A 12,959-nucleotide genomic window follows, 5' to 3' on the forward strand; every position below is an offset into this window, starting at 1 on the left:
ACGGCGGGTCTCCAGCCGGTCTACTCCGCAGCCGCTGGAGCCAGATAAAACGCTCGGTGCCTAAGTACAGCCCGGCGGCTACAGCGTTGGTTGTTCGGAGACCCGCCGTGAACCCATCCATGGGGGCTTCATGTCGGCATCCATGCCTCCAAGAGTCTCCGAACAACCAACGCTGCATCCGCCTCATACGTATCATCACGCATGACGGATTCTGGACCGGAAAATCTCAGCAGCGCTAATCAAACTGCATGTTGCGGGGCACTTTGATATTTCGTGGATACTGCGGGCGCTCACCCCTGCCCTTGCGATAGTTACGCAACTGGAACACATAAGCCAGCACCTGCGCCACCGCCATATACAGATCCTGAGGGATTTCCTGCTCCAAATCCGTTGTGTGGTAAATAGCCCGCGTCAACATTGGCGATTCCATAATCTGGATATCATGCGCCCGCGCGATCTCCCGGATCTTCATTGCGGTCTGATCCGCCCCCTTCGCCAACAGCACCGGCGTGTTCATCGAATCCGGATCGTATTTAAGCGCTACCGAATAGTGTGTCGGGTTGGTAATGACGACATCGGCTTTGGGCACTTCGGACATCATGCGCCGTTGGGCCATTTCCCGTTGTAATTGACGAATGCGGCTTTTGACTTCAGGTTTGCCGTCGGTGTCCTTCATTTCGTCTTTCACTTCCTGTTTGGTCATTTTCAATTTTTTGTTGTTTTCATAGATCTGGAAGGGAATATCGATGGCCGCCACGGCGATGGTCACGGCGGCAAGGGCAATGGCTCCAATGGCACTGAGCCACACAGAGTTTTTGATGGCTGTTGCCGGTTCCTGATCGGATAATCGCAGCATATCCTGTTGTTGCACTATTAACAGGCCAACAGCCACCGCCATGATCAGTAACACTTTGCCCAGGGCTTTGGCCAGCTCCACCAGCGCTTTGAGCGAGAACATGCGCTTCAGGCCGGATATCGGGTTCATTCGACTGGCTTTCGGCGCCATGGCTTTGCTGCTGAATAACCAGCCGCCAAGGCCGATCGGGCCAAAGATGGACGCCAGCAATAACAGCCCGAACACGGGCATCATGCTGAGGGTGCCGTGGTAAAGGGAAGCGGTCAGGTGCTCGAGCATGGCGTCGGTGCTGAACACGACTTCCCGCTCAATGGCGAAGTTAAACTGGAGAATGCCGGCGAGTTTACCGGCCATATAAGGACCAAATATTAACAGGCCAATGGTTCCGGCGAGCAACAAAAAGGTGGTGGTCAGTTCTCGGGATCGGGGAATCTGGCCGTCTTCGCGTGCTTTTTCAAGTTTTCGCGCCGTGGGCTCTTCTGTCTTTTCCTGACTGCTGTCGTTTTCTTCGGCCATCAGGGAATTCCTATAATCTCTCGTACGTAACGGAAGGCCTCTTGGCTAAGCACTTCAAATACTGGCAGAAATGCCGGCAGGGCCAGCCACATCACCAGCAGTCCAAAAATCAGTGTCATCGGGAAGCCAACGGTGAAGACGTTCATTTGCGGCGCAGAACGATTCATCGCGCCAAACGCCATATTAATGATCATAATGGCGGTGAACACCGGCAGCACAATCACTAACGCGGCACTAAACATCCAGGTACCGAGGCTGGCAAGGGCTGCAAACTGTGTTGCGCTCAGCCCCGCGCCTTGCAAAGGAAGCGCTACATAGCTGTCAACCAGCATCTGAATCAGAATGAGGTGTCCATTGAAGCTGAGGAATAGCAGTGTTGCCAACATTAAGTAAAACTGGGACAGCACTGAAGTGGAGACACCCGTGGATGGGTCGTTCATGGCCGCGAAGCCAAGACCCATTTTCATGGCGACAAATTCTCCAGAGAGCACGAATACTTGCAGGAATACTTGCAGGATAAAACCCATGGCTACACCGATCAAAAGCTCTTTGGCGATCAGTGTCATGGCGTTCAGCGATACCAGGTCAATCGCGGGCGGCGGGGGCAACATGGGGGCGAGTAGTAATGTGGTGAATACGGCGAGCACGACTCTTACCCGTGCGGTTATCGTTTGTGCTCCGATGATGGGCATCGCCAGGAACAGGCCACTGATGCGGATCATCGGCCACAGGTATTGACCGATGAATTGCATGAGTTGTTGTTCGCTCAGGACCAGTTCGTTCATAGCTGTATTGTGGTATGGGCTCTTTTAACGGTGTAGAGAGTCCGGCTCTGATGGAGGCCTGCGTTTCCAAAACGCGATGGATACGTCCCTGTAGCTCCCCCACTTCTTCCCTGAAGTGAGGGTTTGGAAAGCGTCACCACCACCAAAGCCTCAGAGATAATGTCACGTTCTATTTCTGAACCATTTTTTGGTTAACCGATCAGGTTTGGGACGTTGGTGTATAAGCGGTTGAACAGGTCCATGAATTCCCGCAGCAGCCAGGGGCCGGCGATCATGACCGACGACAGGGTGACCAGCAGGCGCGGGAGGAAGCTAAGCGTTTGTTCGTTGATCTGGGTGGCGGCCTGGAACATGCTGACTACTAAACCGACCACAAGGCCCGGCCCGACGATGACGATTAGCATCAGGACGGTGAGGTATAGGGCGTCGGCAAACAGGTCCATAACGACTTCGGGTGTCATGCTCTAGACTCCAAAGCTGGCGGCCAGTGTGCCGATCAACATGGCCCACCCGTCGACAAGGACGAACAGCATGATTTTGAACGGCAGGGAGATAATTAACGGCGAGAGCATCATCATACCCATGGCCATCAATACACTGGCCACAACGATATCGATCACCAGAAAAGGAATGAAGATGATAAAGCCGATCTGGAAGGCGGTTTTCAGTTCGCTGGTAATGAAGGCAGGCACCAGAATACTGAACGGTGTGTCCTGCGGTGTCTGGATTTCCGGGTTACCGGCGATGCCTACGAACAGGGAGATATCGGACTCCCTTGTCTGCGCGAGCATGAAGCTGTGAAACGGTTCCGCGGTTCTGGCCAGAGCTGTCTGGGCGTTGATTTGTTCGTTGATGTAGGGTTGCAGCGCGTTGGCGTTCACCTGTTGCAGCACGGGCTGCATGATAAACAGCGTCAAGAACAGAGCAAGCCCTATCAATATCTGATTGGAGGGTGACTGCTGCAACCCCAGCGCCTGGCGCAGGATGGAGAAGACAATAATGATGCGTGTAAAGGACGTCATCATCAACAGGATGGCAGGCAGGAAGGTCAGCGCCGTCATGATCGCAAGGATCTGCAACGTAACGGTGTACTCTTCCGAGCCGTCCGGGTTGGTCGTCACGGTCAGGGCGGGCAAACCGGGGATGGCCGGGATCGCACCGCCCACACTGTTTTGTTGAGGGGTGGCCAGTTCCGGTTCGCTGTCCTGCGCCTGCGACAATACCGAAAGACCAAGCAGCATGGCGAGCAATAGCAGGCGCGTTAACAGGCGCGTTAAATAGGAGCGAGGTGAAACCATGGCAGGGCTCATCACTCTTGCGGGGGGTTCTTGTTCATCAGTGTCATGAGCCGATGGCGGAAATCCGGAGTCACTGTGTCCGTCGCTTCGATAATCGGTTCATCGAAAACGTGCAGGGTGCGAATCTGTTGAGGCGTTATCCCCAGCAAAAGCTGTTGCCCTCCCACCTCCACCAGCATCAGTCGCTCGCGGGTTCCCAGCGGCAGGCTGGCCACTACCTTCATAGTCTGACGATTAAAGGGGCCACCGTGGCCAAAACGGCGCAGCATCCAGGCCAGCGCCAGAATGAGACCGACCACCAGTAACAGGCTCAGCGCGATATTCAACAACTGGGTAGCGGCACCGCCTTCCATTAGCGCAGCTTCTTGATACGTTCGGAGGGGCTGATAACGTCGGTCATGCGGATACCGAACTTCTCATTGACCACCACTACCTCACCGTGCGCGATCAATGTGCCATTCACCAGAACATCCAGTGGCTCACCCGCAAGACGGTCCAATTCAATCACTGACCCCTGGTTTAACTGCAACAGGTTGCGGATGGTTATGGACGTGCGTCCCACTTCCATCGAAATGGAAACCGGAATATCCAGAATCACATCGAGATCAGGGTTGGTATTGGGGCGCTCATCTTCGGTTAGTTCATCGAGGGCTACCCGGTCTACATCCTGCTGGGCGTCCGACATCTGGGCGTCAACACTCCCGGTGCTATCAGTGCCTTTCTCGTCGACCGTCTCCTGCTCCAGCATGGCCGCTTCCCACTCGGCTGCCATGGCGTCCTGATCCTGTTCTCCATCGTGGGTGTCATTCTCGTTCGCCACTGGAACCCCCTTCATTTGCCGTAATGTTGTAGGCCGAACTGTGATCGATCAAGCCATTGATTTTCAGTGCCAGATTGCCTCGAATCTGGCCCAGGCGTGTGCGGAACATGGGCACTCCATTCGCGGTAACCACATGGTGGTCGGGCATTTCCATGGGTATAACGTCCCCGGCCTTGAGATTGATAATGTCCCGCAGGGTAATCTCGCGCCGCACAATATCGCATTCCAGATCCACTTGAGCGGCGAGCACATCCTCGCGCAGCGCTTTTACCCAGCGCTCGTCCTGCTCATCGCTGTCACTTTGCAACCCCGAGTCAAGCACTTCACGAATCGGTTCGATCATGGAATACGGCACGGTGATATGCATATCACCGCCGCCGCCATCAAGCTCCACATGGAAGGTGCTGACCACAACAACCTCACTGGGGCTGACGATATTCGCCAGCGACGGATTCACTTCGGAGTTGATGTACTCGAAGGTAATGGGCATGACGGCCTTCCATGCCTCACCGAGATCAATAAAAATCTGATCCAGTACCATTTGCACCACGCGCAACTCGGTGGGCGTAAATTCCCGGCCTTCAATCTTGGCATGGCGACCATCACCGCCAAAAAAGTTATCCACCAGTTTGAACACCAGGCGCGCATCGAGAATGATCAGCGCATTACCGCGCAAGGGGCGGAATTTTACGATGTTGAGGCTGGTGGGCACATAAAGGGTGTGGACGTATTCGCCGAATTTCTGGATCTGAATGCCGCCGACAGAAACATCGGCCGTGCGACGCAACATATTGAACATGCTGATTCGCGTGTAACGCGCGAAACGCTCGTTGATCATTTCCAGCGTGGGCATCCGTCCGCGGACAATACGGTCCTGACTGGTCAGGTCGTAGGCTTTGACCGGATCGATGTCGAGATCATCATCCGTGTCGATATCGCCATCGTCCACGCCGTGGAGCAACGCATCGATTTCATCTTGTGAGAGTAGGTCTTGCACGATCCGTTACCTTAGCGCCGGTTAATCGCCGAATTACTGCATGACAAAACTGGTAAAAAGCACTTGCTCCACGCCGGGCTGCCCGATTTCTTCGTCCATGATCGATTGCACCACCCGCAACGCATCTTGCCTCAGTAACTCTCGGCCTTCCGGGGTTTGCAGATCTTCAAAGCGCTGCCCGCTGAACAACATGATCAAGTCATTTCGTACCCGCGGCAAGTGCTGCTCTAATGCAGCAGGCACGGCATTATCCCGGCACATCAGAGTAATTTCCGTTTGCAGAAAACGCTGCCGCCCTTTGACCTCATAATTGATGAGTATTTTTTCCTTTAATGGAAAATATATCGCCTTCTGATCAGCGGGCTCCACGGGCTCTGCCTGCGCTTCCGCATCGGTTGGCGATGCGGGTTCTTCCCCTAAAAAGTGCAACAAAGCGAGGGTGACACCCACCGATAAGAGGATCAGCACCAATCCCAGAACCGCCAGCTTAATCCGCCGGCTCCGACGAGCTTTTCGGTCGGCTTCCGTCCGTTCTTCCTCAGTCAGTTCTCGTTCTTCTTCGGCCATGCCAAAATTCCGTCACTCATTCTTACCAATAGGAGGGTGAGCAAGCGCCGTGCCAATTACGGCACAGCGCGCAAAGTAGCGATACTGTCACAGGCGGGGAAGACGGGCAAGCGCTCGGGTAAGCGCTTTTTATCCAACACGGAGATTCAGGCGTAGTGATCCACCAGATAATTCGAGCGCAGCACGGTCACTTGCCCGTTCTCGGGTTCGCTGTCCTCCTCACTGCCCGAGGTGCCTCCGCCGCGACGGCTGCCATCCTCGGCCAGCGACTGCTCGCCAGACTGGTCGGAGACGTTCACATCCACCAGATTGAGCCCTTGCTCGGAGAACATCTCGCGCAGCCGGTTGGCGCTTTGATCCAGTGCTTCGCGCACGCCTGTCTGAGGGCTGGTAAACGTGACGCTGATTTGGTCGTTATGGCTGCTGACTCGAACGTGAACGGGTCCCAGATCCGGGGGGTCAAGACGCAATTCAGCACTGCCCAGCTTCTGACTGGCCAGCCAAAGCACCCGCTCGCCAACGGCTTGTCCCCACTGTGCCTGACCCACTGGCACCCGCACTTCGGACTGAATGGTGAATTGCCGTTCAGCCGGCGATAGTGGCTGAGCCCGACTGCCGCCTTCCAATTGCGCGGTGGCGGCCACATTTTGAGAGGAGGACGCCGTCGCTTCATGAGGCTTCGCGTTTTCACCGCTCACCTTCGCAAGGAGCGCCTCCATCAGCACCCCCCTTTCCGCTTTAGGGTCGGAGGCAATGGTTTTATTCAGCGCAAGTAATTGGTCCAGTGACGAGGGCTCTGCGTCCGCTCCCTGAGAGACTGTTAGTAGCGAGGCGGACGATGGGCGCTCTGAGGACACCTGCTGCGTGGGTAACATGGCACCCAATTGAGCGAGGTAAGCCGCGCCACTTCGTCCCAACACATCTTTCAGGGTTTGCGCACCCGGAAACTGGCTGGCCAGTTGGGGAAATGAATGGATCGGAATGGCGTCCAGCCCCGCGATAATATCCTCCAGAGGGGCACCACTTTCCAGGTCTGAGAGCAAATCCTGCAATGCCGCTGTCAATTCCTGAGGAAGCTCGCCAGCGTCCAACGCGGTTTTCAGTTCGCTCAGTATGGCGTCTATATTCTCATTTAAATTTTCCCATTCACCGTCAGACAGTTTTTGCAAAATGGCGCTGGCATCGAGGTCGGAGACGGGGGTGTTTTCCGCGCTCTTGGAGACCGCCTCATTCGGAGCGTCGGCCCTACCCGGTTGAGATTCATTTGCTGTAGCGGCGTCGGCGCGCTGGGGGGAAGCCTCTTGCCGGGAGTGAACCTGTCGGTCAGAGGCATGAGCCGAGGACGCTTTGGAGGGTTCTCTACCCCGCGCTGAAGGCTCCCTACCCCGCGCTGAAGGCTCTCTATTCTGGGCTAAGGGCTCTCCATTCTTCTGAGCTGAAGGCTCTTTAAAAACCGGGCGGTTTTGGCTGGGGTCGGATTGCCGGAATGCCTGTTGAAAAGCGGCACCACCATCGCTGGCCCGAGCGCTGGGTCGGTGTTGGTCCACCCGCGAACCCACAGAGAGAATATCGGCGATACTATTTTGCGTTGGCATCCACACCACTCCGGCAATACAGGCGGCAAGAGTTTGCCGCCCGGTCATTGAATCCGGGCAAATTCCCGGTCGCTGGAGAGAAGATAGCAATGTTGATGCCAATGCATCACGTCGTCAATTTTTTGGCAGGCTATTCTTCGTACAGCCACCGCCCAACGGACATGGGTCACCCCGAGAAGCGTTTCAACATCGGCTTAAGGCGGGAGAACTCGTTCTGGATTTCGACCAGCAGCTGTTCCAGGCCGTCAAGCTCGCCGTCGCGGCCACGCTGCTCCATCCCAGCACAAAGATTGCCCAGTCGTTCCGCACCGATATTGTGGCAGCTGCCCTTAAAGCTGTGCGCCTGCCGGCGGACCATGTCGGCCTCTCCCGAGGCGATTGCCCGCTGTAACTGCCGGATGCGATCTTCGGAATCCGAGAGAAAGGTTTCGATCAATACCGGGAACTGATCTTCCATCACATCCTGCAATGTTTCCAGAATATCCCTGTTCAGGCGGTTATCCGAACTCATGGGCGAAACCTCTTCAATCAATCATCAGTGCGCCACGAAAAGGTCGCCTCAATCCGGCTGCCTTCACCGAGGTATTGAACAGAATCGCACAGTTTCTCCACCAGCGCGAGCCCCCGACCACTATAACGGGAAGGCACTGTTTCCGTTTGAGACGCGCCCCCGCGAAAGCCTTCGCCACTGTCTTCCACAGAAATGCGTAGAATCCCGCCATCCTCCGTGGTGCAATGCCAGAGGTGTATCTGAATCAATCCGTCATTCACTGCGGCCAGGCGCACACGACGTTGTTCATAATACTGCCCAAAGCCTTCGACGGTTTCCTTGAGCGACGAATCCAACCCCAGAATCCCGTGTTCAAGAGCGTTGGAGTAAAGCTCAGAGAGGATGGTGTACAAGGTACCACTGTGTTGGCGCAGACCCGGCACCTCCACCAGAATATTCAGCAAGAGAGGCATGGGGTCGAATTGCCGAAAGCTGGAGGCCAGGATATCGAAGTTCATGGTCCACTCAGAGAGCGTGGAGCGGTTTCGACGCTCTGCCTCCGCCGCAACGGCGTTTATGTTTTCCGGCCGATCCATGCGAACCTCTACCAGCGAGAGATCGTCGTGGTGGTCTCTGGAGCCCACAAAATCACACACTCTCTGTAACAGCCGATCAAACAGCGTTTCATCGTTGTCTGACGACTCATCAAATACCGCTTGCAAGCGATCTTCACCAAACATTTCTCCCTGAGCGTTCCTCGCTTCATGGATACCATCTGACCACAAATACAAGCGGTCCCCCCAGGCGAGGGGGTACGTTTGAAGATCGCCTTTGAAAGCCGCGCTGTCTAATACGCCGAGAGGCAAGTGTGTCGAGGTAATCGGTTCGGTTGCCCCTCCGGCACGACGAAAATACCCCGGTGGCAAACCACCATTCCATACTCGAACACGCTGCTGCCGAAAGTTGACCTCCGCCATGGTGGCGCAACAAAAAATACCGACCGGCAAAATGCTCTTCAGTTTTTCATTGATCTCCCGCAGGATGTCCGTCATCGCAAAGCCTTTGCCCACCATTCCATAGAAGGTAGACGCCAGCGGGATAGCCCCCACGGCCGCCGGCAATCCGTGGCCAGTGAAGTCGCCGAGCAGTACCATCATACTGCCTGAAGGCCGCATGGCAGCCACCAGAATATCCCCGTTGAACACCGCCAGCGACGAGAGGTAGTACTTGACGTTATTGGCATCCAGGCAGCCACTGTGGGCAATGTTGTCGAACACCTGTTTGGCCACCGTTTGCTCCTGCAACAAATGCTCGTGGTGGCGGCTGATTTGATCGCGCTGATCCAGAATCGTGGCGTGCATGGCCCGCATGCGGTTGAAGGCCCGGATCTTGGCTTGAATAATGATGTGATTGTAAGGCTTGGAGAGAAAGTCATCGCCGCCCGCTTCCAGGCACTGCACCAGAGACTCCGTATCGGTGAGCGATGTCAGAAAGATAATCGGCACCAGCGCTTCACCCGCCAGCGCCTTGATCTGCTGAGCGGCGGCAAAACCGTCCAGATTCGGCATCAATGCGTCGAGTAACACCAGATCGGGTCGTTCGCGCTCAAAAACCGCTACGGCTTCCCGTCCATCCCTGGCACTGACCACTCTGTGGCCATCGCGAACCACAATGGCCTCCAGAATACGTCGATCCGGCTCCGCGTCATCGGCGACCAGAATAGTCAGAGGCGTGTCAGCCGTCATACGCACTGCTCCAGACCGCGGGATAATCCAACCAGACCGGGCGACCTCCGTGAACGATCAATGGCATTTACTGGATATCGAACAGCTGGTCAAAATTGGAGATAGTCAGGATTTTGCGGACATCCGCGCTGCAATTGCGGATTTCAATATGAGCGCTGTCCCCACCCGCGTAATCGCGCAGCAGCAACAACATTCCCAGTGCGGAGCTGTCCAGATAGATCGTATCTTTGAGGTCCACGCGATAACGCTCCGCCGGCGGATCCAGGCTTTCATAGGAAGTGCGGAAATCCTGATGCGAACTGAAATCAAAACGCCCCTGAATGTAAATGGTCAGGAGAGTTCCATCGGCGGATAAGGTGGAAGTGATGGCCATAACGCTTTCTCATCCCTATACACTGTCGTTGCCTGCCCAAATACGGGCTACCAGTAAGCTCCTGGAGGGGTTCGGCCTGGAGCGGACGTTTTTAAAGAATAGTCGAATTCCCCAGTGATGTCAGAATTTTCGCGCCGCCCCACCCCGGCCGTGGCGACGCTGCCCGGCCAGATCATCCAGTTCCCTCTGCTGGCGGCGATCCTGTTCTGACAACTCCTCGCGGCGCAGCCGTTTAATCATCTCCTCAAGGGAGCATCGGCGGTGGTAGCGACGCTGCCACTCCATCCGCCCTTGTTCGAGCCACTGGTGAGCCTGGGCAAGCTTTTGCTGCTGACCGGCCAGAGCGTCCCCCAACCGTTGCAAAAACCCACTGTAGCTCTGTAGCGTGGCGGCGTCCACTCCCCGTGTCATTTCTCGGTAATCGGAAAAGTATTGCCCGCGGTACGCCTCCAACTGGGCCAACTGCTGCTGCTCGCGCTCAACGTGGTCCCGCCGCTCCCGCAGACGACTGGCGGCGGCCTGTTCCTCGCGCTCAGCGATGCGCAGCACCACCGCTAGCCGCTCCGAACGCCGCGCCGCCATTAGTGGTCGCTACCGCGGTGTTGCGCCGCCAGAGGGCCGCGGTTACGGGCCGGCGCGGGCTCCTGACTGGCCGCATTACCTCGGGCTGGTGCTCCGCGCAGCGGCACATTCGCCGCCCGGCCAGTGCCATTCGGCTCGAGCGTGCGCTGTAAATGCGTCAGGCTCTCGGCCAGGTGGACTGACTGATTCAACCCCTGCTGGATAAAGGCCCGCAGGTGTGGGAAGCGCTCAATCGCTGCATCGGTTTCCGGGTCGGCACCGGGGGTGTAGGCCCCAATGTTCACCAGGTCCCGGTTTTGCTCATAGCGGGACAATAACTGTTTGAATCGCTGCATGGACTTCAGGTGTGATTCATCCACAATGTTCGGCATCGCCCGGCTGATAGACGCTTCCACATCAATGGCCGGGTATACGCCCTCCTCCGCCAACGACCGGGACAGCACAATATGGCCATCGAGAATAGCACGTGCGGCGTCGGCGATAGGATCTTGCAGATCATCCCCTTCCGAGAGCACCGTGTAGAACGCGGTAATGGAACCCTCGCCTTCCGCCGCATTGCCCGCCCGCTCCACCAGCTGGGGAATTTTGGCAAACACCGACGGTGGATAACCTTTCGTGGCAGGCGGCTCGCCAATGGCTAACGAAATCTCCCGTTGCGCCTGTGCATAGCGCGTCAAGGAGTCCATCAACAGCAGGACATTCCGCCCCTGGTCCCGGTAATACTCGGCGATGCGACTGCACAACTGCGCCGCGCGAAGGCGCATGAGCGGCGCATCATCCGCCGGCGAGGCCACCACCACAGAGCGCGCCATACCCTCGGGGCCCAGAATGTGGTCAATAAACTCTTTTACTTCCCGACCGCGTTCCCCCACCAGGCCCACGACCACAATGTCTGCCGTGGTGTACTTGGTCATCATGCCCATCAGGACACTCTTACCCACACCGCTGCCGGCAAACAGCCCCAGTCGCTGCCCCCGCCCCACGGTGACCAGCGCGTTAATCGCGCGAATTCCCACATCCAGTGGTTCGCTGATCGGATGACGCTTGAGGGGGTTAATATCGTGAGGGGCGAAATCCAGAAAGTCATCGCCGCGCAAAGCACCGCCATCATCGAGCGGCTGACCCAGTCCGTTGACCACCCGGCCGAGCAGTTTCGGGCCTATGCGCATTTGCTGGTGACCGGCCACCGGGATCACTCGGGCACCCGGCTGAAGCCCTTCCACTCGCTTGACCGGCATGAGGTACACAATATCGTCGTCAAAGCCGACCACTTCCGCTTCTATGCACCGGCCGTCGCGATTAATGACCTGGCACTGGCGGCCTACCGAGACGTTGAGCCCCACCGCCTCCAGGGTCATGCCCACTGAACGCGTCAAACGGCCTTCGGCCTCCGGGCGGGGAGCGGGTGGCGGGGAAACCGGGGAATAGCTGCGCAGCCGCTGCAATAACGGGGCAACGCCAGAGGGGGCCGAACGGCGATCCTCTGGTGAATTCACGACGAAAACTCCCCGTCCGTCGGGGCTTGATCTTCCGCGGGCTTGTCACTGTCCTCGTCCGTATCACGACCCAGTTGTCGGTGGACAAAGGCTTCAAGTTGCTGGGAGAGGCGGTGTTCGACCGAAAAGTCCACCCGGCTTTCCTCGGTTTCTACCCGACAGCCGCCTGGCAATAACGCGTTGTCCGTGTGGAACTGCCAGTCCAACTGGTGCTCCTCCGCAAAGGCTTCCACCAGCGCCAGATCATCGGCATTCAGGTAAATACGCATATGTTCGGCCCCGGCTGGTAACGCACTCACCGCGGCGCGCACCTGATCCAGTATCATGCCGGAATCCGTCAGCAGTTCACGGGACACCAGGCTTCGGGTCAGTACACACACGGTATCCAGCAGCCACTGCTCCAGGGCAACTTCCTGATCGGCCAGCGGATCTCGCAATGCTTGGACCAAATGCTGAAAGCGCTGTTGCTCTGCGGCCAGTTTTTGCCGCATTTCTTCCCAGCCCTTTTTCTCCCCGACGTCATAACCCTCCGCGCGCCCCTGCTCAAAACCGGCCTGATAGCCCTGCTCGCGTCCCGCCTGTTCGGCCTCATCAACAATGCGCTGCATTTCCTCGGCGCTCATTCCGGAATGGCCGCCCTGGTAATCCACGTCTTCGATTTTTTCCTGCTGGCGCCTGTCGTCTTCCTCGCGCTGCTTGCGCGCTTCACGCTGCGTCGAGGGCAGCACGCGATCATCCTCTCCATGGATCGGCGGCAGCACCCAGGGCTGATAATCCTCAAGGTCTTCGGCGGGAATGCGGTTAGAGAGTTTCTTGGTGGTCATGAAGAGAGTACCCGG

15 protein-coding genes are annotated in these 12,959 nt (G+C 56.9%); all 15 read right to left on the reverse strand.

What is annotated here, in order from left to right:
- Positions 1-235: 235 nt before the first annotated feature.
- Positions 236-1,372 carry a flagellar biosynthesis protein FlhB gene (gene flhB / locus ACQCLF_RS12440; protein WP_426987734.1) on the reverse strand — a complete coding sequence of 379 codons (1,137 nt, stop codon included), beginning with the start codon at positions 1,370-1,372 and terminating at the stop codon, positions 236-238.
- Positions 1,372-2,157 (reverse strand): flagellar biosynthetic protein FliR, encoded by a 786-nt coding sequence (fliR, locus tag ACQCLF_RS12445; protein WP_426987736.1) that lies wholly within the window; start codon positions 2,155-2,157, stop codon positions 1,372-1,374. Before fliR ends, flhB begins: the two co-directional genes overlap by 1 nt.
- A 191-nt stretch (positions 2,158-2,348) precedes the next feature.
- Positions 2,349-2,618, reverse strand: coding sequence for a flagellar biosynthesis protein FliQ (gene fliQ, locus ACQCLF_RS12450; protein WP_426987738.1), 270 nt, complete (start codon positions 2,616-2,618; stop codon positions 2,349-2,351).
- A 3-nt stretch (positions 2,619-2,621) separates the two neighbouring features.
- Positions 2,622-3,455, reverse strand: a complete 834-nt coding sequence (fliP, locus tag ACQCLF_RS12455) for a flagellar type III secretion system pore protein FliP (protein ID WP_426987740.1) — start codon at positions 3,453-3,455, stop codon at positions 2,622-2,624.
- 11 nt (positions 3,456-3,466) lie between these two features.
- On the reverse strand, positions 3,467-3,808 hold the full coding sequence (gene fliO / locus ACQCLF_RS12460; protein ID WP_426987742.1) for a flagellar biosynthetic protein FliO: 342 nt from the start codon (positions 3,806-3,808) through the stop codon (positions 3,467-3,469).
- Complete coding sequence (fliN, locus tag ACQCLF_RS12465) at positions 3,808-4,227, reverse strand: flagellar motor switch protein FliN (protein ID WP_426988026.1); 420 nt, start codon at positions 4,225-4,227, stop codon at positions 3,808-3,810. Before fliN ends, fliO begins: the two co-directional genes overlap by 1 nt.
- A gap of 31 nt (positions 4,228-4,258) precedes the next feature.
- Positions 4,259-5,272: a flagellar motor switch protein FliM gene (gene fliM, locus ACQCLF_RS12470; RefSeq protein WP_426987744.1), complete on the reverse strand. Its 1,014-nt coding sequence runs from the start codon at positions 5,270-5,272 to the stop codon at positions 4,259-4,261.
- A gap of 33 nt (positions 5,273-5,305) precedes the next feature.
- The gene (locus tag ACQCLF_RS12475; protein ID WP_426987746.1) at positions 5,306-5,839 is read right to left on the reverse strand and encodes a flagellar basal body-associated FliL family protein; all 534 of its coding nucleotides are present in this window, start codon (positions 5,837-5,839) and stop codon (positions 5,306-5,308) included.
- 146 nt (positions 5,840-5,985) lie between these two features.
- Entirely contained in the window at positions 5,986-7,434 is a 1,449-nt protein-coding gene (locus ACQCLF_RS12480; protein WP_426987748.1) for a flagellar hook-length control protein FliK, read from the reverse strand.
- A 166-nt stretch (positions 7,435-7,600) separates the two neighbouring features.
- Complete coding sequence (locus ACQCLF_RS12485; protein ID WP_426987750.1) at positions 7,601-7,945, reverse strand: Hpt domain-containing protein; 345 nt, start codon at positions 7,943-7,945, stop codon at positions 7,601-7,603.
- Positions 7,946-7,962: 17 nt separating this feature from the next.
- Complete coding sequence (locus tag ACQCLF_RS12490) at positions 7,963-9,669, reverse strand: SpoIIE family protein phosphatase (RefSeq protein ID WP_426987752.1); 1,707 nt, start codon at positions 9,667-9,669, stop codon at positions 7,963-7,965.
- Between the two features lie 67 nt (positions 9,670-9,736).
- Positions 9,737-10,042 (reverse strand): STAS domain-containing protein, encoded by a 306-nt coding sequence (locus ACQCLF_RS12495; protein WP_426987754.1) that lies wholly within the window; start codon positions 10,040-10,042, stop codon positions 9,737-9,739.
- Positions 10,043-10,162: 120 nt separating this feature from the next.
- Positions 10,163-10,624 carry a flagellar export protein FliJ gene (gene fliJ, locus ACQCLF_RS12500; protein WP_426987756.1) on the reverse strand — a complete coding sequence of 154 codons (462 nt, stop codon included), beginning with the start codon at positions 10,622-10,624 and terminating at the stop codon, positions 10,163-10,165.
- A complete protein-coding gene (fliI, locus tag ACQCLF_RS12505; protein WP_426987758.1) occupies positions 10,624-12,120 on the reverse strand; it encodes a flagellar protein export ATPase FliI in 1,497 nt (498 codons plus the stop codon). Before fliI ends, fliJ begins: the two co-directional genes overlap by 1 nt.
- Positions 12,117-12,944: a flagellar assembly protein FliH gene (locus ACQCLF_RS12510; protein ID WP_426987760.1), complete on the reverse strand. Its 828-nt coding sequence runs from the start codon at positions 12,942-12,944 to the stop codon at positions 12,117-12,119. Before ACQCLF_RS12510 ends, fliI begins: the two co-directional genes overlap by 4 nt.
- Positions 12,945-12,959: the final 15 nt, after the last annotated feature.

The organism is Marinimicrobium sp. ARAG 43.8 (assembly GCF_050113635.1).
GTDB lineage: Bacteria > Pseudomonadota > Gammaproteobacteria > Pseudomonadales > Cellvibrionaceae > Marinimicrobium.